Below are 20,777 nucleotides of genomic sequence, written 5' to 3'. Positions count from 1 at the left end.
GGGTCCTAGGCCGCCGGCCAGGACCCGATCTTGCCGAGCAGGTCCACGATGCGTGACTGCACGTCCGTACTCGTCGACCGCTCCGCGAGGAACAGCACCGTCTCGCCGGAGGCCAGCCGCGGCAGTTCCGCCGGGTCGATGTCCGCGGACGTGTAGACGACCATCGGGGTGCGGTTCAACTGGCCGTTGCTGCGCAGCCAGTCGATGATCCCCTGCCGGCGGTGGCGCACCAGCATCAGATCCATTACCACCAGGTTCGGCCTGATCTGCGCGGCCGTCGTCATCGCCTCGACCTCGGAGGAGGCGTGCGCGACCTGCATGCCGCGCCGCTCCAGCGTCGCGGTGAACGCCTGGGCGATGTCCTGGTGGCTCTCGATCAGCAGCACCCGCGGCGGATGCTGCTCGCTGTCGCGCGGCGCGAGCGCCTTGAGCAGGACGGCCGGGTCGGCGCCGTAGGCGGCCTCGCGTGTGGCCTGTCCGAGCCCGGCGGTCACCAGGACCGGCACCTCGGCCTCCGCGGCCGCCTGGCGGAGCGACTGCAGCGCCGTCCGGGTGATCGGACCGGTCAGCGGGTCGACGAAGAGCGCGGCGGGCGGCTCGGCGACCTGCGCGTCCACCTCGGCGCGGGACCGGACGATGACCGGGCGGTAGCCGCGGTCGGTCAGCGCCTGGCGCGTCGAGACATCCGGCTCCGGCCAGACCAGCAGCCTGCGCGGCTCGGCCAGCAGCTGGCCGGGCTCGCCCGCCAGTTCCTCGATGACCTCGACGGCGCCGTTCGGACCGTCCAGCGGCTCGGGGCCCTCGTCGCCCTCGGCGGGTGCCCCTATGGCGAACGCCCGGCCCGGAACGACCGTACGGAGCAGTGCCGTCTGGTGGTCGGTGTCCTGGTGCTCGACGCCCTGGCCGTCGCTCCGGTCGTCGGTGGCGGGCGGCCGGGCGATCGGGAGCTGGCCGCTGTCGGGATCCGCCTGCGGGTGCGGGCGGGCCTCCACGTCATGGCCGTCGTCCTGCTGCGGTCCGTTGAGCTTGCGCCGGCGGCCGGACCCGGAGGGGTTCTGCTGGGGGAACGGCTCGGGCTGCGGCTGAGGTTGCGGCTGGGCCTGCGTCGGGACCGGCTGGACGAAGGCGACGCCCTGGCCGAGCGTGCGCACGCTGATGGCCCGGCCGTGGCTCTGGCCCTGCTGCTGGCCCTGGTGCTGGTTCTGGCCCTGGTTCTGGGCGTAGGGCTGGGGCACGCCGCCCGAGGGCGGCATCGGGGTGCGCTGGCCCTGTCCCGGGATCACCTGGGACGGACTCTGGTTCTGGTTCTGGTTCTGGTTCTGGTGCTGTCCCTGGGCCGGGCCCTGGGGCTGCGCGCCCGGTTCGGCCGCGGGCGCCACCGGCCGGCCGGCGTCCGGCCACTGCGGACTCACCGGCTGCGGCGCGCCGTTCTGATCCTGCGGCCCGCCCTGGTGCGGAACCGGCGGGACCGGGGGCACCGGCCGGCCGGGCGCACGCTCCTCCGCCGGCATCGGGGCCGGCACATCGTGGGAGTGCTGTGCGGGCAGGGCGATGGGGCCACTGCCGTTCCCGTTGCCGTTCCCGTCCGACTCCCCCGGCTGGGGTGCGATCCGGCGGGCGCGACGGCCTGCCCCGGGCTCCTGCCCGGCGAGGGAGGCGCCGTTGCCGTCGCTCCCCTGCTGCGGTTCGTGCGGTCCCTGCGGCACGGCCTGCTCGCCGGCCGCCGGAAGGGCGTGCTGGACGGGTGCCGCGGGAAGTTCGGGTGCGGGCTGCTGGCCGTCGGACAGCGTCCGGCGGGCCCGGCGACCGCTGGGCTGCTGGCTCTGCTGCACCGGGTGGTTCTGCTGGTCCGGCTGCTCGGCCGGCGCCAGGTCGGCCGCCGCGCCGCCCGCGGTGTCCCCCGCGCTCGCCTCGTCCGGCAGCGGGCGGCGCAGCGCGCGCCGGCGACCGGTCGGGGTCTCGTGCTCGCCCGGCTGCGCCTGGCCGTGTCCCTCGTTCCGGCCGCGGCCGTCCTGCTGCTCGTCCGGTCCCGCGGTGGGGATCGCCCACGGCGCGACCACGGTGCCGCCGTCGTCCCCGGCCCGGCGCGGCCGCGCCGCACGTTCGGTGCCGGCGACTCCGGGCTCGCCGCTTCCGGCCCAGCCCGTCGCGGGCGTGCCACCGGCGGGCGTTCCGGCCGCGGGAGCGCCCTGGCCTCCCTGGCCGTTCGTACCGTCGGTGCCCGGGGGAGGTGTCGCCGCGCCGCGCGCCGGAGCCTTGGCGCCCGTGCCGTTGCCGGCCGCGCCGCCCGTACCCCGGGCGGGCTTCGCGGGCATCGGCATGACGGTCGTCTCGGACTCGCGAGCCCCGTCCTTCGCCGCGGCGGCCGCCGCACGGCCCGCGGCCGCGATGGCGGCCGAGCCCAGCGGCACCTCGAGGACGTACGCGCTGCCCTGGCCCGGCACTTCGTGCGTCTGCAGGACGCCGCCGTGCCGTTCGACGATGCCGCGGGCGATCGGCAGGTGCACCGCGTTGCCGCCGGCGTGCGGGCCCCGCACGTCGATCCTTATGACGTCGCCGCGCTGGGCCGCCGCCACCACGATCGTCGAGTCGCCGCCGCCGGTGATGACGGTGGCGTTGCCCGCCGCGTCCACACCCGCGACGTCCGCGATCAGGTGCGCGAGCGCCTGGGACATCCGCTCGCCGTCGATCGCCGCCTCGATCGGCGGCGCGTGCACGGCGTACTGCGCGCGCCCCGGGCCGATCAGCTCGATGGCGCCCTCGACGGCCGCCGCGACGACCTTGTCGAGCCCGACGGGCTCGCGCCGCAGCCGGTCCTCGCCGCGGTCGAGGCGCTGGAAGGCCAGCACGTTGTCGATCAGGGTGGTGATGCGGGCGTAGCCGGCCACCAGGTGGTGCAGGATCTGGTTCGCCTCGGGCCACAACTGCCCGGCGGGGTCGGCGGCCAGGCCGGACAGCTCACCGCGCAGCTCGGCCAGCGGGCCGCGCAGCGCCTCGTCCAGCACGGCCTGCAGCTGCTCGCCGCGGGCGACGGCGGCGTCGAACGCGGTCCGGTCGGTGAACGTCATGACCGCGCCGACCAGCTGCTCGCCGTCCCGTACGGGAGCGGTCGTCAGGTCGACGGGCACCGCGCGGCCGTCCTTGCGCCACAGCACCTGGCCGCGGACCCGGTGCTTGCGGCCGGACCGCAGCGTGTCGGCGAGCGGGGTCTCCTCGTACGGCAGCGGTGTGCCGTCGGCGCGCGTGTGGTGCGCGAGCGGGTGCAGTTCCTGGCCGCCGAGGTCGGTCGCCCGGTAGCCGAGGATCTGCGCGGCGGACGGATTGACGAGGACGACCTTGCCCTCGGTGTCGACGCCGACGACGCCCTCGGCCGCGGCGCGCAGGATCATCTCCGTCTGGCGCTGCTGGCGGGCGAGTTCCGCCTCGGTGTCCATCGTGCCGCTGAGGTCCCGCACGACCAGCATCAGCAGCTCGTCACCGGTGTAGCTCTGCGGCTCGTCGTACGGGGTGCGGCCGTCCTCGAGGTTGGCGCTGGTCACCTCGACGGGGAACTCCGAGCCGTCGGTGCGCCGCGCGACCATCCGGGTCGGCTTGGTGCGGCCGTTGTCGTCGCCGGTGTCCTGCGCGCTGCGCATCGATCCGGGGATCCGCTTGGAGTCGAACGCGGGCAGCAGGTCGAACAGGCCCCGCCCGACCAACGCCGTCCCCGGTGACTCGAAGGTCTCGATCGCTATGGCATTGGCGTTGACGACCGTGCCGTTGCCGTTGACCAGCAAGAGTGCGTCGGGGAGGGCGTCGAGTATTGAGGCGAGGCGAGCAGCGCCTCTGGATGGCCTGCTGCTCACGAGACGCGTCCTCCCTGTTACCGCACTTACCGCACTTCCTGCGGTGGCCCCGCGCAACCCGCGCGATCGGCTCTCACCGGCGGCCCATCTTGCCGCTGACGCCATGGCATGTCACTAGAGCGAGTGTACGTGCAGCGGTTGGCCGAGCGGCCGCGGATGCCCATGTACCCCTGTGGGATTCGGTGTTCGAGCGTGTGCGGTGCGAGATCGTCCCTGGTGTGGCGTGCGTCACGCACCCCCGGTGGCGGCGGGCAGAACCGGTGCCATCCGGTTCCACCGGGCGACCTCGCAGCCGTTGGCCCGGCTGTACTTCTCCGTGACGGCCGCTCCGTGCCAGGTCCCTGTGACCTGCGCGGTCTGCGATCCGCCGTAGATCATCGAGCACATCTGCCCGGCCGGAACGGGACCCACGGGACCGCCCAGCCGCTCCAGCTGATCGCAGGAGTCCGTCACGGACCTGGCCGGCCCGATCGGAGCGGGCAGCGTGGAAGGGGCGGGAAGAGGAGCGGGGAGCGTGGAAGGGGCGAGGGGCTCCGGTGCGGCCACCGGTCCGCCGGAGGTCGCGGGCCCGGCCGGCGTGTCCTGGTCGGGTCCGCAGTCCAGCCTGGTCGTGGTGACCTTCCCCGTTCCGTCGTCGACGGTGATGGTCAGCTGGTTGTTCTCCGGGGGAGACGGGGGCGCGAGGAGTGCGGAAGCGGCGGGCGCGAAGGGCGTCGCGCCGGCGTCGGTCGCCAGGAGCAGCGGCAGCCCGGCGGCGAGCACGACACCGAGGACGGCGGCGAGCGGCAGCCGCGCTCCGGGCCGGCGGCGGGCCGCGGGACGGGGCACGAGGTGGGGCACGGGGCGGGAGAGGGGACGGTCGAGGGGGCCGGGGCCGTTGAGTCGCATGCCCCAGTCCCTACCGTCCCGCGCGCCGCTTTCCCCGCAACCCACCCGAACGTGGGCGAGCCACCGCTGGAGGGCGCGCATCCTCTTTGCCCTGCACGCCGACGGGCTTGTACCCTGGTCTGCGATTGGTGACAGCCTGCCGGGCTGTGCCATCATCTGCACACGCCCTCGCTCGCGCGGGTGTGTCTGGAGGCTTCGCCTAGTCTGGTCTATGGCGCCGCACTGCTAATGCGGTTTGGGACTTCAATCCCATCCGGGGTTCAAATCCCCGAGCCTCCGCTCGTTTCCGGAGCCCCGGTCGTCCCAGGACGACCGGGGCTCCGTTGCGTGTCCCGGGCTCCTGAAGTCCCTCGCCGGTACCTCGTCAGAAGCTGTTTTCGCAGCTCAGGTGGGGTGCGGGCAATGGATTTCACCTGAAGCCGCAGGTCATGTAATGTTGTTCCCGCAACGCCAACCGGTGAGAAAACGCCGGAAAGCACAAGCACTCGTAGCTCAACGGATAGAGCATCTGACTACGGATCAGAAGGTTGCAGGTTCGAATCCTGCCGAGTGCACTCAGGTCAGGGCCCCCGAGGAGATCGTCTGAGGGGGTCCTGGTTTGCTTTTCGGAGCAATCCGGAAAAACCGCGTCGAGCGGGACTGGTAGTTGAGGGTCCCGCGGATGGCGTAGTGTTCGGTTCAACGGCGCGGGGTGGAGCAGCTCGGTAGCTCGCTGGGCTCATAACCCAGAGGTCGCAGGTTCAAATCCTGTCCCCGCTACTACGACCAGAGGCCCGGCACGAAAGTGTCGGGCCTCTGGTGTTTCCCGTCCTGTGTTCCGTCCCATGGGTCTGTCGTGGGCAGGCGCTAGTGTCGGCCGGATGGTGGCGATGACTGCGCGGGGGCTGAAGGCGGCGTGTCTGGCGATGCCGGGCGCCGAGGAGGAGTTCCCGTTTCCGCGGAACCCGGATCTGTCGGTGTTCAAGGTGGCCGGGAAGATCTTCGCGTTGAGCGTGCTGGAGGCCGAACCGCTCAAAGTGAGCCTCAAATGCGATCCGGAGATCGCCGAACAGCTGCGGGCGGAGTACCCGGCGGTCATTCCCGGCTACCACCTCAACAAGCGGCACTGGAACACCGTGACGGTCGACGGGTCGCTGCCGGTCCGGATGGTGCGGGAGATGATCGAGGACTCCTACGACCTGGTGGTGGCGTCGCTGCCGCGCGCCGTCCGGCTCACCTACGACTCGCGCTGAACCGGTACCGTCCCGACCACCGTCCCACCCACCAGAACGCCCACCGGCCCGGCTACCAGCCCGCCTCGACGTAGAGCGTCAGTTGGCGGACCTCGCCCGCGCCGCACAGCCGCAGTACGCGGGCATGGGTGGCCGGGCAGTGGACGGCGAGCCTGGCGGTGGGGGGCAGGCCCGCGGCGAGCCGGATGAGGGTGGTGGCGCAGTGGGCGTCGATGAACGACAGCGCCGTCAGGTCGACGAGGCGCGGCGGCGGGCCCGGCCCGCCCAGCGACCGGCGCAGCTCCGTGTCGAACTGCTCCCGGGTGGCGAGGTCGGCGTTTCCCGCGAGGTGCAGGATGGTGCCGGTCCTGGTGATGTGCAGGGCGTCGAGGGACTGCAGGACCTCGGTGGGGTGGGAGGCGCCGACCCGGCACATCAGCTCGGGCGGGAACAGTCGGCGGTCGTACTCGCAGATCGCGGTGAAGCCGATGTCGGCGAAGAGCGGGGTGAGCCCCGTCTCGTAGTCGATGAGCTCCTCGTGGTCGACGCCGGGCTCCAGTGCCCAGGCCATGTCGCCGACGGCGCGCAGCCCGCTGAAGCCCATGACGTTCGCGTTCTCGGTGAAGTCGAGCCAGGTCGCGGCACGGCTCTCGGCGTCGAATCCGCGCTCCGGGTCGTAGCCGGGGGTCTCGTTGATGACGAGCAGCCGCTCGTCGCGCAGGGCCTGGGCGGCGGGGACGCCGTGGTCGGCGAGGCGGGCGGCCGCCTTCCCCGGGGTGGTGCCGGGGTCGACGAAGAGGATCACCCGCTCACCGCGGAGCAGGCCGGCCTCGGTGAAGGCGGCCCGGACCGCCCAGCGGGCCCGGTGGCTGTCGAAGCCCAGACAGGCGTGATCTCCGGAGGCCATGCGGTCGACGGAGACGGTGTAAGGGACGGCGCCACTGTCCATGCGGCGAACGTACCTCCGTTTGTCGCGGGGTGGAGGTGCGGCGATCGGTTTCGTACGAAGACGACATGATGCGTTTGCGTGGGTGCTGACAACTGCCGTTATTTGTCGCAAATATGACGATTGATCACATAGTGGACAAACAAGGGCAGTTGATCAACTCGGCAACCCCACAGCATCAGTTGATCAACACCGCTGAACACTCCGTCAGTTGTGGAGCGCGGTGCGCCGAACGCCGTCCGGGTCAGGCCAACACCTCGGCCAGGCGCCGCCATTCGGCACGCGGCAGCACGGATCGGTCCTGGCCGGTGACGATTTGCAGGGCCACATGGTCAGCACCGGCCGCGTGGAAGGACTCGATCCGCCGCCGGATGCGGTCCTCGTCGCCCCAGGCGAAGACGGTGTCGATCAGCCGGTCGCTGCCGCCACCGGTGAAGTCCGGCTCCTCGAAGCCGAGTCGGAGGAAACTGTTGGTGTAGTTCGGCATCGCCAGATAGACGGCGAGATACCCGCGGGCGATCTCGCGGGCGACGGCCGGGTCCGTCTCCAGCACGACCTTCAACTCGGGTGCCAGCAAGGGGCCGTAGCCCAGCAGCGAGCGGGCCTGTTCGGTGTGTTCCGGCGTGACGAGATACGGGTGCGCGCCGCCCGCCCGGTCGCGGGACAGCTCCAGCATCTTCGGGCCCAGCGCGGCCAGCACGCGCCGCCCGGCCGGCACCGGCGCGGGCGCGGCGTCCAGCGCGTCCAGATAGGCCACCATCGCCGAGTACGGGCGCCGGTAGCGGTCGGCGATCTGTGCGTGGCTCACCCCGAGGCCGAGCAGGAAACGGTCCGGGTGGGCGGCCTCCACCGCCGCCGTGCTCGCGGCGACCGCGGCCGCCTCGTGCTCCCAGATGCTGAGGATCCCGGTGGCGACCGCGATCCGCGGTGTCGCGTCGAGCACCCGCGCCGCGTGCTCGACGGAGCTGCTGCCGCCCAGCCAGATCGCGCCGAAGCCCAGTTCGTCCAGCTCGGCCGCCGCCTCGGCGATCTCGCCGCGCAGCGCCGGATCATCCGAGCGCAGCCCGGCGTTCCAGATGCCGTAGCGGCCGACCGACTCCCTGGCGGCCGTGCCGCCGCCGCTGTCGTTGCTCCCCATGTTCCCGGCTCCCTGGTTCTCGGTGCGTGCAGGTGGCAACCCGGTGATCGACTCCCGTATTCCGGCCTCCGACGGACCCCCGCCCAACCCTCACAGGCCCCACCGGCCGTTTCTCAGGAGATTCACAGGTAGCCGAAAGAATGCTCTCAGGGCCCCCTCCCAGGCTGGTCCCATGCCTTCCTTCCCCGCTGCGGCCTCCGCCGACCTGTCCCGTCCCGACGGGTCCCCGGTGCGTGTCCTCGTCGTCGACGACGAGGCCGCTCTCTCCGACCTGCTGTCCATGGCCCTGCGCTACGAGGGCTGGGAGGTCCGTACCGCGGCCGACGGCGCCGGCGCGCTGCGCGCCGCCCGTGACGCCCGGCCCGACGCCGTCGTCCTCGACGTGATGCTGCCCGACATGGACGGCCTGGAGGTGCTCGCCCGGCTGCGCCGTGACGCCCCTGACGTGCCGGTGCTCTTCCTCACCGCCAAGGACGCCGTCGAGGACCGGATCGCCGGACTGACGGCGGGCGGCGACGACTACGTGACGAAGCCGTTCAGCCTGGAGGAGGTCGTCGCCCGGCTGCGCGGGCTGATGCGCCGCTCGGGCGCCGCCGCGGCACGGAGCGAATCCATGCTGGTCGTCGGTGATCTCGTACTGAACGAGGACAGCCACGAGGTGTACCGCGGCGACGACTCGATCCACCTCACCGCCACCGAGTTCGAGCTGCTGCGCTTCCTGATGCGCAACCCGCGCCGGGTGCTCAGCAAGGCGCAGATCCTCGACCGGGTCTGGTCCTACGACTTCGGCGGCCAGGCCAACGTGGTGGAGCTCTACATCTCCTACCTGCGGCGGAAGATCGACGCGGGACGTGCCCCGATGATCCACACCCGGCGGGGGGCGGGGTATCTGATCAAGCCGGGCGAGACGGCGTGAAGGCCCCGCGCCGGCGGCACTGGTCGCTGCCCAGCCGCCCGTGGTCGCTCCGGCGCCGGCTCGTCGTGTCGTCCGTCGCGCTGGTCGCCGTCGTGTGCGCGGTGATCGGCACGGTCACCGCGATCGCCCTGCACACCTATCTGTACGGGCAGCTCGACACCCAGCTCGCCGCCGTCGCGCACCGCGCCGAGGGCCCGCCGCCCGGTTCGAATCCGTTGCCGCACCTGCGGTCCGGCAACGAGCTGGGGTTCGTCATCGGCGGCGGCCAGCCGCTCGGCACGATCGGCGCCAAGGTCAGCGACGGGAAGATCACCGACAGCGCGCTCAGCGCTCAGACGGAGAACAGCGAGGCCGGGCCGCAGGTGACGCCCGAGACCCTCGACGCCGCGCAGACCGCGGCGCTGGGCAGCCTGCCGCTGGACGGCGCCGCGCACAGCATCGACGTCCCCGGCCTGGGTACCTACCGCATGCAGTCGGTCACGACGCAGAACGGCACGTACCTCGTCGGCATCCGGGCCTCCGGCGCGCAGGACACCCTCAACACCCTCGTCTGGGTGGAGGTGTGCGTGACCGCCGCCGGTCTCGCGGCGGCCGGGCTCGCCGGCACCGCCCTGATCCGTATCTCCCTCCAGCCGCTGCGCCGGGTCGCCGCGACCGCCTCCCGGGTGTCGGAACTGACGCTGCACCGGGGCGAGGTGGCGCTCCACGAGCGGGTGCCGGAGGCGGACACCGATCCGCGCACCGAGGTGGGGCAGGTCGGCGCGTCCCTCAACCGGCTGCTCGGGCACGTCGGTTCCGCGCTGCACTCCCGGCAGGAGAGCGAGATGCGGGTCCGCCGCTTCGTCGCCGACGCCAGCCATGAACTGCGGACGCCGCTCGCCTCGATCCGCGGCTACGCGGAGCTGACCCGGCGTGGCCGGGAGGACGTCGGCCCCGACACCCGGCACGCGCTGGGCCGTATCGAGTCCGAGGCCGGACGGATGACGTCGCTGGTCGAGGATCTGCTGATGCTCGCCCGGCTGGACGCGGGGCGGCCGCTGAGCCTCGCCGGGACGGATCTGTCACCGCTCGTCGTGGACGCGGTCAGCGACGCGCGGGCGGCCGGGCCCGACCACGTGTGGCGGCTGGACCTGCCCGACGAGCCGGCCACCGTGCACGGAGACGCCGACCGGCTGCAGCAGGTGCTGGCGAACCTGCTGGGCAACGCCCGCACCCACACCCCGCCGGGCACGACCGTGACCGCGCGCGTCACCGGTGACCGGCACCACGGGGTGCTGCTCCAGGTGGTGGACGACGGTCCGGGCATCCCGCCCGACCTCACGCCGTACATCTTCGAACGGTTCGCACGCGGCGACGCGTCACGCGCCCGGGGTGCCGGATCGGGCTCCACGGGCCTCGGGCTGGCGATCGTGTACGCGGTCGTCGCGGCGCACGGCGGCCGCGTGTGGGTCGAGAGCGCCCCCGGCCGCACCGCGTTCACCGTCCAACTCCCGTCACCTGTACGCCAGATGACGGCACACGACGTGCGGACGGACGAACTGCCGGACGCGCGGCCGGACTCACAGCCGGGACTCAGGTTCACCACAAGGTCGTGACAGCGCGGCGGTGGAGCGTCGGGGTATGCGAACTCACCTCGGCACTCTGCCGTCCCGGCAGCACCTGCCGGTCGCACACAGCGACCCGGTGCTCGACGTCGTGATCCCCGTCCACAACGAGGAGAACGACCTGGAGCCCTGTGTCAGGCGGTTGCACGCGCACCTGGCAAACACCTTCCCCTACCCCTTCCGGATCACCATCGCGGACAACGCGAGCACCGACCTCACGGAGGCCGTCGCGAAGAGCCTCGCGACGGAGATCCCCGAGGTCGAGTCCTTCCGGCTCGACCGGAAGGGGCGCGGGCGGGCCCTGCGGGCCGTCTGGACGGAGTCCGAGGCGCCGGTGCTCGCCTACATGGATGTCGATCTGTCGACGGACCTGAACGCGCTGCTGCCGCTGGTCGCCCCGCTGATCTCCGGCCACTCCGACCTGGCGATCGGCTCCCGGCTGGCCCGCAGCTCCCGCGTCGTGCGCGGCGCCAAGCGCGAGTTCATCTCCCGCACCTACAACCTGATCCTGCGCGGCTCGCTCGCCGCCCGCTTCTCCGACGCGCAGTGCGGCTTCAAGGCGATCCGCAAGGACGTCGCCGAGCGGCTGCTGCCGATGGTCGAGGACACCGGCTGGTTCTTCGACACCGAGATGCTGGTGCTCGCGGAGCGCGCCGGACTGCGGATCCACGAGGTGCCGGTCGACTGGGTCGACGACCCCGACAGCACCGTGGACATCGTCCGCACGGCCGCCGACGACCTCAAAGGGGTCTGGCGCGTGGGCCGGGCGCTCGCCACCGGGGCGCTCGCGCTCGACCGGCTGCGCCGGCCGTTCGGCGACGATCCGCGCGACCGCGAACTGGGCGGTGTGCCACCGGGCCTCGCCCGCCAGCTGGTCGGCTTCTGCGTCGTCGGGGCGCTGAGCACCCTGGTCTATCTGGTGCTGTACTCGGGCTTCCGGCTCGGGCTCGGCTCACAGCCCGCCAACGCGGCGGCGCTGCTGGTCTCCGCGATCGGCAACACCGCCGCCAACCGCCGGCTCACCTTCGGCGTCCGCGGCCGGGAGCAGGCCGTCCGCCATCAGGCGCAGGGCCTGGTCGTCTTCGCGATCGGCCTCGCCCTGACCAGCGGCTCGCTGGCCGCCCTGCAGACGGCGAACACCCGTCCTTCGCACGGCACGGAGCTCGCCGTCCTCATCGCCGCCAACCTCGCGGCGACGGTGCTGCGCTTCCTGCTCTTCCGCGCCTGGGTCTTCCCGTCCGGAGCGGTCCCGTCCGACGCCACTTCCACTCCCACTCCCACCTACGACTACGACTCCGACCCGAGGAGCGCACGATGACCGCGCCGTACAGAACCCCGGCCGGCCTCCCGGCCGGTCCGCCGCCGGAGCCCGCCGACCTGCCCGGTCCGGTGACCCGGACCCCGGTGCCCGAGCACGCCCCGCAGCCCGGCGGGCACCGGGCGGCCGCACCGTCCGCCCCGTCCGCCCCGTCCGGCCCCCGCGGCTTCGCGGCGCGCGTCTGGCGGGGCCGGGCCGAGGACGCCCGCTGGGTGCGTCCCGCGTTCCTGGCGCTGCTGGCGGTGACCGCCGCGCTGTACCTGTGGGACCTGAGCGCGTCCGGATACGCCAACTCCTTCTACTCCGCTGCCGTCCAGGCGGGCAGCGAGAGCTGGAAGGCGCTCTTCTTCGGCTCGTCCGACGCGGCGAACTCGATCACCGTCGACAAGCCCCCGGCCTCGCTCTGGCCGATGGAGATCGCCGTCCGGATCTTCGGCCTCAACTCGTGGTCGATCCTGGTCCCCGAGGCGCTGATGGGCGTCGCGACGGTGGGCGTGCTCTACGCCGCCGTCCGCCGCCGCTCCGGCCCGGCCGCCGGACTGATCGCGGGCGCCGTCCTGGCGGTCACCCCGGTCGCCGCGCTGATGTTCCGCTTCAACAACCCGGACGCGATGCTCGCGCTCCTGATGACGGCCGCTGCCTACTGCGTGCTGCGCGCCCTCGAAGGCGCCCGGACGAAGTGGCTGGTCTGGTCCGGTGTCGCTTTCGGTCTCGCCTTCCTGACCAAGACGCTGCAGGCCTTCCTCATCCTTCCGCCGCTCGCGGTCGTCTACGCGGTCGTCGCGCCGACGGCCTTCCGCAGGCGCGTCGGCCAACTGGCCCTGGCAGGGCTCGCCCTGCTGGTCTCCGGCGGCTGGTGGGTGGCGATCGTCGAGCTGTGGCCCGCGTCGTCCCGCCCGTACATCGGCGGTTCGCAGGACAACAGCTTCCTGTCGCTGACCTTCGGCTACAACGGCTTCGGCCGGATCACCGGCAACGAGACGGGCAGCGTCGGCGGCGGGGGAGCGGGCGGCGGCCAGGGCGGTGGCCAGTGGGGAGCCACCGGCATCACCCGGCTCTTCGACGGTGACATGGGCGGTCAGATCGCCTGGCTGCTGCCGGCCGCGTTCGTCCTGCTCGCCGCGGGGCTGTGGCTGACCCGGCGGGCGCCGCGCACCGACGCCCGGCGCGCCGCGTTCCTCGTCTGGGGCGGCTCGCTGCTGATGACCTTCGGGGTCTTCAGCTTCATGTCGGGCATCTTCCACCAGTACTACAACATCGCCCTGGCGCCCTACATCGCCGCCCTCGTCGGCATGGGCGCGACGCTGCTCTGGGAGAAGCGCACGCACCTCGCGGCGGCGGCCACGCTCGCCGCGACGTCGGCGGGCACCGGGTACTGGGCGTACGTCCTGCTGGGCCGGGCGACCGACTGGCACCCGTGGCTGCGCTGGACGGTACTGGCGGGCGGGCTGCTGGCGGCGGCCGGACTGCTGCTCGCCGTACGGCTCGGCCGGCGGTTCGCGGCCGCCGTGGCGGGTCTCGGTATCGCGGCGGCGCTCGCGGCACCGTTCGCGTACACCCTGAACACCGTCGACACCGGTCACAGCGGCTCGATCGTGACGGCGGGCCCCGCCGTCCAGGGCGGCAGGGGCGGTCCCGGCGGGATGCGCGGCGGCGCTCCCGGCGGCATGCCGGGGCAGGCGGGCCAGAACGGCCAGGCCCTGCCCGGCGGCGGCGGGCAGCCGCCGACGGTTCCGGGCGGCGGCCAGAACGGCCGGCCCGGCCAGCAGGGTCAGCAGGGTCAGCCCGGCCAGGGCGCGCAGGGCTTCCCACGCGGCGGTACGGCCGGTGGCGGTACCGGCGACGGCGGCACGGCCGGTGGTCGCGGTGGCGGCGGGATGGGCGGGCTGCTCGGCGGCGCCACCGTCAGCTCCGCGATGAAGACGCTCCTGGAGCAGAACGCCTCGGACTACACCTGGGTCGCGGCGGCCATCGGTTCGCAGAACTCCGCCAGCTACCAACTGGCCACCGGCGACCCGGTCATGGCGATCGGCGGCTTCAACGGCAGCGACCCGTCACCGACGCTCGCGCGGTTCAAGCAGTACGTGGCCGAGGGGAAGATCCACTACTTCATCTCCTCCTCCGGCGGCATGGGCGGTGGCATGGGCGGTGGCATGGGCGGCCAGGGCACGTCCTCGGCGATCACCACCTGGGTCACCTCCGCGTTCACCGCGAAGACGGTCGGCAGCACGACGGTCTACGACCTGACGAGCCCCGCGAAGAGCTGACGCAGGGCGTTCGGGAGAGCGATCGAGAGGACGCCCGAGAGGACGATCGAGAGGGGTAGGGCGGTATCCGCAGGCATCGTGACCTGCGGGTACCGCCCTTTCCGTGAAATCTCTTGTACACCGTACAGGGACAGCTGTACGGCGTACAACGTATTGCCCCGTACACCGTATAAGGAGTCCGCTTGCCAGCCACGGCAACCACCGCCATCCCGCGAGCGGCCAAGGAACGCCACCCCCAGCGCTGGCTGATCCTCGGCGTCATCTGTCTCGCCCAGCTCACCGTGCTGCTCGACAACACGGTCCTGAACGTCGCGATCCCGTCCCTCGGCACCGAGTTGGGCGCGACCACCTCCGACATCCAGTGGATGATCAACGCCTATGCGCTCGTCCAGTCCGGCCTGCTGCTCACCGCGGGCAGCGCCGCCGACCGCTACGGCCGCAAGCGGATGCTGCTCGTCGGTCTGGCGCTCTTCGGCGCCGGCTCGTGCAGCGCCGCCTTCGCGCACTCCGCCGGGCAGCTCATCGCGGCCCGCGCGGGCATGGGCATCGGCGGCGCGCTGCTGATGACCACCACCCTCGCCGTCGTCGTCCAGATCTTCGACGACGAGGAACGGCCCAAGGCGATCGGCCTGTGGGGCGCGATCAGTTCGCTCGGCTTCGTCGCGGGACCCCTCATCGGCGGGGTCATCCTCGATCACTTCTGGTGGGGTGCGATCTTCCTGGTCAACATCCCCGTCGCACTGCTCGGCGGCGCCGCCGTGGCACGGCTCGTCCCCGAGTCGAAGAACCCGTCGGGCGACCGCCCCGACCTCCTCGGCGCGCTGCTCTCCATGGTGGGGATGACCGGCATCGTCTACGCGATCATCTCCGGTCCCGGGCACGGCTGGACCTCGGCCGACGTCCTGCTCCCGGCCGTCGCCGGCTGCGCCGGGCTCGCCGCGTTCGTCCGCTGGGAGCTGCACACCCCGCACCCCATGCTCGACATGACCTTCTTCCGCGACCGCCGCTTCGTGGGCGCCGTCGCGGGCGGCATCCTCGTCTCGTTCGGCATGGCGGGGTCGCTCTTCCTGCTCACCCAGCAGCTGCAGTTCGTGCTCGGGTACACGCCGTTGGAGGCGGGGCTGCGCACCGCGCCGCTCGCGCTGAGCATCGTCGTACTGAACCTCGCGGGCATCGGCGCCCGGCTGCTGGCGAAGGCCGGCACCCCGGTCGCCATCCTCGCCGGGATGTCGATGCTCGCCGCCGGCCTGGCCGCCGTGGCGCTGCTCGGCGGCCACGGCTATCCGGGGATGTGCGCGGGTCTGGTCCTGATGGGCGCCGGTATCGCCTTCGCGATGCCCGCCATGGCCAACGCGATCATGAGTGCCATCCCGGTGGAGCGGGCCGGTATCGGCGCGGGCGTCAACGGAACGCTCACCGAGTTCGGCAACGGGCTCGGCGTCGCCGTCCTCGGTGCCGTCCTGGCCTCCTCCTTCGCGGCGGGCTCGCTGCCGGCCGCCCTGGCCGGCGCCCGTACGGCCGCCGAGCGCACCTGGCTGGTCGACGACTTCTCCGCCGGCCTCGAAGCCAGCCAGCTGATCGGCGCCGCCGCCGTACTGCTCGGCGGTCTCCTCGCGGCACTCCTGCTGCGCAGGGCCGAGCGTTCGGAAGCGGCATAGCATCGGGGGCGGGCAGCCCTCAGGCCCGACGACCCGGAACACCCGAAGGGAACCGCCCGCCATGGCCGAGGACAGCCGCGCGACCACGCCCGGTGCCAGCGTGTGGCTGCACGAACGTCCGGCGGCCAAGCGCCGCAGCGAGCAGCCGGCCGGACTGGACCGCGACAGGATCGTCGCGACCGCCGTCCGGCTGCTCGACACGGACGGTCTCGCCAAGTTCTCGATGCGCAAGCTCGCCGCCGAGCTGGGCGTGACCGCGATGTCCGTCTACTGGTACGTCGACAGCAAGGACGACCTGCTGGAGCGCGTCCTGGACGCGGTCCACGGCGAGATCGCGCTGCCGGCCGAGGAGCCGGACGCCGACTGGCGCGACGAGGTACGCCAACTCGCCGTCGGCTACCGCGCGATGCTGGTGCGCCATTCCTGGACGGCGCACCTGATCGGCGAATACCTCAACATCGGTCCGTTCGCGATGGACTTCGCGAACCTCTCGATGCGCGCCCTGGCCCGTTCCGGCCTGGCGGCCGAGCAGATGACCGGCGCGCTCGGCTGCGTCTTCCAGTTCGTCTACGGCTACGGCACCGTCGAGGGCCGGTGGGGCGAACGGTTCCGGGCCAGCGGCCAGGACGAGGACGACTTCTACGCCGACTGGGCCGGCACCGTCGCGGACCGTCCCGGCTTCGAGGAGTCGCTCGATCTGCTCAAACACCGCACCGTGTCCGTCGCCGAGCAGCGCGAGCGGGATTTCACCTTCGGGCTGGAGTGCGTGATCGCCGGTATCGAGACGATGCGCGACCGGCACCTGCGGACCTGAAGACCTGAGGCCTCCGGGGACCGGCGTGCGCACCGGCCCGGCAGGGAGCCGCGCCGCTAGTGTTTTGGCATGGCTCCCAAAACGATTGCCACCAACACCAAGGCGTCCCTCGACGAGCTGCTGGAGTTCGTCCGCCCACGCCACCGCGCGATCCTGCTCACCACCCGCGCGGACGGCCGGCCCCAGGGCTCGCCGCTGACCTGCGGTGTCGACGACTCCGGGCGGATCGTCGTGTCCACCTACCCGGAACGCGCCAAGACGAGGAACGCCCGGCGGGATCCGCGCGCCAGCGTCATCGTCCTCTCCGACGACTGGAGCGGGCCCTGGGTGCAGATCGACGGCTCTGCCGAGGTCATCGATCCGCCGGACTCCGTCGAGCCGCTCGTCGAGTACTTCCGCAACATCTCGGGTGAACACCCGGACTGGGACGAGTACCGGGCCGCGATGATCAAGCAGGGCAAGTCGCTGATCCGCATCACCCCGGAGCGCTGGGGCCCGATCGCGACCGGCGGATTCCCGGCCCGCCTCGCGTAACGCCCCCGGCACCCTGGCTCTCGCGCTACGACCCGGGCAGTTCGGTGCCGCGCACCGCCTGGATGGCGAGTTCGACCTTGAGTGTGGTGCCGATGGCGGCGATCCCGGCCTGGACGACCTGGTTGTAGTTCATCGCGAAGTCGGCGCGGCGCAGCTCGGTCGTGGCGCGGAAGGCGGTGCGCACCCCGCCCCACGGGTCGGGGCCGGTGCCGAGGTACGCGAGGTCGAGATCGACGGGCCGCGTGACGCCGTGCAGGGTCAGTTCGCCCTGCACGGTCCAGCGCTCCTCGCCGGCCGGCTCCAGGCCGCCCGTGCTGCGGTAGGTGATCTTGGGGTGGACCTCGGCGTCGAGGAAGTCGGAGGAGCGCAGATGCCCGTCCCGCAGGGCGTTGCCGGTGTCGATCGACGCGGCCTCGATGACGGCGTCGACGGATGACGCGGCGGTCCGCCCGTCGATCTCGATCCGCCCGCCGAACACGGTGAACCGGCCCTGCACGCTGGAGATCCCGAGGTGCTGGGCGGTCGCGGTGACGGAGGAGTGCGCCGGGTCGATGGTCCAGGTGCCGGGCGGCGGCAGTTCCACGCCGCCCGCGCGGTTGAGCGTCACGGTGCCCGCGTCGGCGGACCCCGACGCGGTGACGATCGCGGTCGAGGCGGCCGGCAGATACCCGATCGCCGTCACGATGGCGGTGTAGGAGCCGGCGGGCAGCGGTCCGGTACGGACGACGCCGTCGGAATCGGCCTCCTGGCGGTCGACCTGACTGCCCGTCATGTCGGTGACGGTCAGCACCGCGTGCGAGACGGCCCAGCCGTCCCTGGTGCGTACGCGGGCCCGCAGGCCGTGGCTGCTCATCGAGGTTCGCCTCCCGTGACGTGCCGGTGTCCCGTGGGCCCGGCCGTGGTGCTCTGGTGCGGTGGTGCAGTGGTGCCGCGCTGCTGTCGATCGCCGGGCGGGCCCGTTCGACGGCGCCCGCCCGGCGAGGGGATCCGGTGCGACGGCCTCGGCCGTCCCCTGCTCCGGCCGTCGCTCGGATCCCGATCCCTCCGGACCGGCCCGCACCTCTCCGCAAGGCACGCGGGCCGATCGTCCGGAAGCCTGTCCCCCGAAGTCCGAAGTCCGAAGTCCGACGGTCCGGAGTCCGGGGGCTGGGGGCTGTTCCCGTTACCCCTCGGGGTGGTTGAGCTCGACGTCGAACTCCTCGGCCCCGCGCCCCTGCACGCTCAACGCGGTGGCCAGCGGCGGGTAACCGCTCGCGACGAGCGAGTACTCGCCCGCGTCGAGGTCCGTGAACGCGTACGCGCCGTCCGCACCCGTGGTCGTGGTACCGGCCACGTTCCCGGCCGCGTCGACCAGGACGACCTTGGCGTCCGGCAGCGGCCGCCGGTCGGCGCCCGCCCGTACGACGCCGCGCACCTGCGCGCCGGGCTGGAGCACGACCTCGACGCGGGTGGCGCCGGTGCCGCCGACCTCGACGGGCAGCGCGGCCGGCCGGAAGCCGGGGGCGTTCACGGCGACGGTGAAGTCGCCCGCGGGCAGTTCGGCGAAGGCGAACCCGCCGCCGTCACCGGTCTTCCCGGTGCCCAGCACCTCGCCGCGCACATCGGTCACGACGACCATCGCCTCGACGACCGGCAGGCTGTCGACCGCGCCCAGCACGGTCCCGGTGAGCCCGCCGGCGCCGCTGAGCACCACGTCGAACGGCAGGGGCGCGTCGCCGACCAGCACGGTCGACGCCTGCGGCTGGTGGCCGTCGGCCGCCGCGATCAGGACGTACGAGCCGGCGCCGGGCGCTTCGAGAAGGTAGCGGCCGTCGGAGCCGGTGACGGACCTGCCCAGCTGCTGTCCCTGGAGCGAGATCAGCGTGACCTTGGCGTGGTTGATGGCCGTACCGTCGGTGATGCTGACGATGCCGTGCACGGGCGTGCCGTCGTCGCCGGACGACACCGGCCGGTCGTCCAGTATCGCCACCGGTGTCATGGCGGCCACCTCCTTGGCGAAGGAGGTCGCGGGCAGGGTCACCTCGGCACCACGGGCACTTCCACCGGCGGCGGCAGCCGCTTCCGCTCCCGCGACCTGCTGCAGACCGCTGTTGGTCTTGAGCGCCACCTCCTTGACGAAGATCACCAGCAGCAGCGCGATGAGTGCGAACGGTGCCGCGTACAGGAAGACATCGCCGATGCCACGCCCGTACGCGCTCTCCACGACGCCCTTGACCGGGGCCGGGAGCTTGGCGACGTCCGGGATGCCGCCGCCGTCGCCGCCCTTGATGCCGAGGGCCGCCAGGCCGTCGGACACCAGGCTCGTGACGCGGCTGCCGAGGACGGCGCCGAGCGCCGAGACGCCGACCGCGCCACCGAGCGAGCGGAAGAACGTGACGAGCGAGCTGGCCGCGCCGAGGTCCTCCGGCTTGACCTGGTTCTGCACGGCGAGCACGAGGTTCTGCATCATCATGCCGATGCCGAGACCCAGCAGCGCCATGTAGATCGCGACCTGCCAGTACGGGGTGTCGTAGCGCAGCAGGCCCAGCGTCGCCGCGCCCGCGGTGAGGAGGACTCCGCCGCCGACCAGGAATCCCTTCCAGCGGCCGGTCCTGGTGATGATCTGGCCCGAGACGGTCGAGGAGATGAACAGGCCCGCGATGAGCGGGATGGTCATCACGCCGGACATGGTCGGGGTCTTGCCGCGCGCGAGCTGGAAGTACTGGCTCAGGAAGACGGTGCCGGCGAACATCGCGACGCCGACGAAGAGGCTCGCGAGCGAGGTGAGAGTGATCGTCTTGTTGCGGAACAGCCGCAGCGGAATGATCGGCTCGGACGCCTTGGACTCGACGAACAGGAAGACCAGGCCGAGCAGGAAGGCGCCGGGCACCATCACATAGGTCTGCCAGGACATCCACGGGTAGTTGGTGCCGCCGAGCGAGACCCAGATCATCAGCAGGCTGACGGCCGCGGAGATGAAGAACGCGCCGGACCAGTCGATCTTGACCTTCCGCTTGACTACCGGCAGGTGCAGCGTCTTCTGCAGCACGATGAGCGCGATGATCGCGAACGGTACACCGACGTAGAAGCACCAGCGCCAGCCGAGCCAGTCGGTGTCGACGATGACGCCGCCGACCAGCGGGCCGCCGACGGTCGCGACGGCGAAGACCGCGCCGAGGTAGCCGCTGTAACGGCCGCGCTCCCGCGGGGAGATCATCGCCGCCATGATCACCTGGGTGAGGGCCGACAGACCGCCGGCGCCGACGCCCTGGAGCACCCGGCAGGCGATCAGCATGCCGGGGTTGGTGGAGAACCCGGCGATGATCGAGCCGAGTACGTAGATGACCAGGGCTATCTGGATCAGCAGCTTCTTGCTGACCAGGTCGGACATCTTGCCCCAGAGCGGGGTGGTGGCGGTGACCGCGAGCAGGGCGGCGGTGACCACCCAGGTGTACGCGCTCTGCCCGCCGCCGATGTCCGCGAGGATGGTGGGCAGGGCGTTGGAGACGATCGTGGACGACAGGATCGCCACGAACAGGCCGAGCAGCAGCCCGGACAGCGCCTCCATGATCTGCCGGTGCGACATGGGGGCCGCGGGCCCACCGTGGGCTTCCGCCTCCCGCACACCGGTCGGTGTGGTTGTAGCCATCTTCGTCCTC

The 20,777-nt window shown here is 72.3% G+C and carries 14 protein-coding genes and 3 tRNA genes; 11 read left to right on the top strand and 6 right to left on the bottom strand.

Features of this window, described 5'->3' with window-relative positions:
- Positions 1-5: 5 nt before the first annotated feature.
- Both O3W51_RS27330 and O3W51_RS27325 read right to left on the bottom strand, forming a co-directional pair.
- Complete coding sequence (locus O3W51_RS27330) at positions 6-3,845, bottom strand: hybrid sensor histidine kinase/response regulator (RefSeq protein ID WP_198357206.1); 3,840 nt, start codon at positions 3,843-3,845, stop codon at positions 6-8.
- 228 nt (positions 3,846-4,073) lie between these two features.
- Positions 4,074-4,733: a hypothetical protein gene (locus O3W51_RS27325; protein ID WP_232484876.1), complete on the bottom strand. Its 660-nt coding sequence runs from the start codon at positions 4,731-4,733 to the stop codon at positions 4,074-4,076.
- Between the two features lie 188 nt (positions 4,734-4,921).
- Here O3W51_RS27325 and O3W51_RS27320 point away from each other — a divergent pair.
- The 4 genes from O3W51_RS27320 (at position 4,922) to O3W51_RS27305 (ending at position 5,965) form a co-directional block, all read left to right on the top strand.
- Positions 4,922-5,012 (top strand) — tRNA-Ser (locus O3W51_RS27320).
- A gap of 202 nt (positions 5,013-5,214) precedes the next feature.
- A tRNA-Arg gene (locus O3W51_RS27315) sits at positions 5,215-5,287 on the top strand.
- A gap of 131 nt (positions 5,288-5,418) precedes the next feature.
- Positions 5,419-5,492, top strand: a tRNA-Met gene (locus tag O3W51_RS27310).
- A gap of 101 nt (positions 5,493-5,593) precedes the next feature.
- Positions 5,594-5,965: an MmcQ/YjbR family DNA-binding protein gene (locus O3W51_RS27305; RefSeq protein WP_164294837.1), complete on the top strand. Its 372-nt coding sequence runs from the start codon at positions 5,594-5,596 to the stop codon at positions 5,963-5,965.
- Between the two features lie 52 nt (positions 5,966-6,017).
- Here O3W51_RS27305 and O3W51_RS27300 read toward each other — a convergent pair whose 3' ends face one another.
- Together O3W51_RS27300 and O3W51_RS27295 are read right to left on the bottom strand one after the other, a co-directional pair.
- Positions 6,018-6,893, bottom strand: coding sequence for an MEDS domain-containing protein (locus O3W51_RS27300; protein WP_138356288.1), 876 nt, complete (start codon positions 6,891-6,893; stop codon positions 6,018-6,020).
- A 241-nt stretch (positions 6,894-7,134) separates the two neighbouring features.
- Complete coding sequence (locus O3W51_RS27295) at positions 7,135-8,028, bottom strand: LLM class F420-dependent oxidoreductase (RefSeq protein WP_164294835.1); 894 nt, start codon at positions 8,026-8,028, stop codon at positions 7,135-7,137.
- A gap of 172 nt (positions 8,029-8,200) precedes the next feature.
- Here O3W51_RS27295 and O3W51_RS27290 point away from each other — a divergent pair, with 172 nt between their 5' ends.
- From O3W51_RS27290 to O3W51_RS27260, 7 genes are all read left to right on the top strand, one after another.
- Entirely contained in the window at positions 8,201-8,944 is a 744-nt protein-coding gene (locus tag O3W51_RS27290; RefSeq protein ID WP_138356286.1) for a response regulator transcription factor, read from the top strand.
- Positions 8,941-10,539, top strand: a complete 1,599-nt coding sequence (locus O3W51_RS27285; protein ID WP_269287618.1) for a sensor histidine kinase — start codon at positions 8,941-8,943, stop codon at positions 10,537-10,539. Before O3W51_RS27290 ends, O3W51_RS27285 begins: the two co-directional genes overlap by 4 nt.
- Before the next feature lie 25 nt (positions 10,540-10,564).
- Complete coding sequence (locus O3W51_RS27280; RefSeq protein WP_269287617.1) at positions 10,565-11,866, top strand: bifunctional glycosyltransferase family 2/GtrA family protein; 1,302 nt, start codon at positions 10,565-10,567, stop codon at positions 11,864-11,866.
- Entirely contained in the window at positions 11,863-14,133 is a 2,271-nt protein-coding gene (locus tag O3W51_RS27275) for an ArnT family glycosyltransferase (RefSeq protein WP_269287616.1), read from the top strand. The genes O3W51_RS27280 and O3W51_RS27275 overlap by 4 nt, the downstream gene beginning before the upstream one ends.
- Positions 14,134-14,315: 182 nt before the next feature.
- Positions 14,316-15,791: an MFS transporter gene (locus O3W51_RS27270; protein ID WP_232484875.1), complete on the top strand. Its 1,476-nt coding sequence runs from the start codon at positions 14,316-14,318 to the stop codon at positions 15,789-15,791.
- 61 nt (positions 15,792-15,852) lie between these two features.
- Positions 15,853-16,605 (top strand): TetR/AcrR family transcriptional regulator, encoded by a 753-nt coding sequence (locus O3W51_RS27265; protein ID WP_164294831.1) that lies wholly within the window; start codon positions 15,853-15,855, stop codon positions 16,603-16,605.
- Positions 16,606-16,674: 69 nt separating this feature from the next.
- On the top strand, positions 16,675-17,139 hold the full coding sequence (locus O3W51_RS27260) for a PPOX class F420-dependent oxidoreductase (protein WP_138356281.1): 465 nt from the start codon (positions 16,675-16,677) through the stop codon (positions 17,137-17,139).
- Between the two features lie 25 nt (positions 17,140-17,164).
- Here O3W51_RS27260 and O3W51_RS27255 read toward each other — a convergent pair whose 3' ends face one another.
- Together O3W51_RS27255 and O3W51_RS27250 are read right to left on the bottom strand one after the other, a co-directional pair.
- Positions 17,165-17,992 carry a YceI family protein gene (locus O3W51_RS27255; RefSeq protein ID WP_138356280.1) on the bottom strand — a complete coding sequence of 276 codons (828 nt, stop codon included), beginning with the start codon at positions 17,990-17,992 and terminating at the stop codon, positions 17,165-17,167.
- A 309-nt stretch (positions 17,993-18,301) separates the two neighbouring features.
- On the bottom strand, positions 18,302-20,767 hold the full coding sequence (locus O3W51_RS27250; protein ID WP_198357203.1) for an MFS transporter: 2,466 nt from the start codon (positions 20,765-20,767) through the stop codon (positions 18,302-18,304).
- Positions 20,768-20,777: the final 10 nt, after the last annotated feature.

It is taken from the genome of Streptomyces sp. H39-C1 (assembly GCF_027158125.1).
Lineage (GTDB): Bacteria > Actinomycetota > Actinomycetes > Streptomycetales > Streptomycetaceae > Actinacidiphila > Actinacidiphila fildesensis.
Note: the sequence above shows the minus strand (reverse complement) of the source record. Positions and strands in the feature narration are given on the sequence as shown.

Coding starts and splice junctions, on each gene's coding strand:
- O3W51_RS27325 (WP_232484876.1), bottom strand. CDS start 4,733: ATGCGACTCAACGGCCCCGGCCCCCTCGACCGTCCCCTCTCCCGCCCC.
- O3W51_RS27305 (WP_164294837.1), top strand. CDS start 5,594: ATGGTGGCGATGACTGCGCGGGGGCTGAAGGCGGCGTGTCTGGCGATG.
- O3W51_RS27300 (WP_138356288.1), bottom strand. CDS start 6,893: ATGGACAGTGGCGCCGTCCCTTACACCGTCTCCGTCGACCGCATGGCC.
- O3W51_RS27295 (WP_164294835.1), bottom strand. CDS start 8,028: ATGGGGAGCAACGACAGCGGCGGCGGCACGGCCGCCAGGGAGTCGGTC.
- O3W51_RS27290 (WP_138356286.1), top strand. CDS start 8,201: ATGCCTTCCTTCCCCGCTGCGGCCTCCGCCGACCTGTCCCGTCCCGAC.
- O3W51_RS27280 (WP_269287617.1), top strand. CDS start 10,565: ATGCGAACTCACCTCGGCACTCTGCCGTCCCGGCAGCACCTGCCGGTC.
- O3W51_RS27275 (WP_269287616.1), top strand. CDS start 11,863: ATGACCGCGCCGTACAGAACCCCGGCCGGCCTCCCGGCCGGTCCGCCG.
- O3W51_RS27265 (WP_164294831.1), top strand. CDS start 15,853: ATGGCCGAGGACAGCCGCGCGACCACGCCCGGTGCCAGCGTGTGGCTG.
- O3W51_RS27260 (WP_138356281.1), top strand. CDS start 16,675: ATGGCTCCCAAAACGATTGCCACCAACACCAAGGCGTCCCTCGACGAG.
- O3W51_RS27255 (WP_138356280.1), bottom strand. CDS start 17,992: ATGAGCAGCCACGGCCTGCGGGCCCGCGTACGCACCAGGGACGGCTGG.
- O3W51_RS27250 (WP_198357203.1), bottom strand. CDS start 20,767: ATGGCTACAACCACACCGACCGGTGTGCGGGAGGCGGAAGCCCACGGT.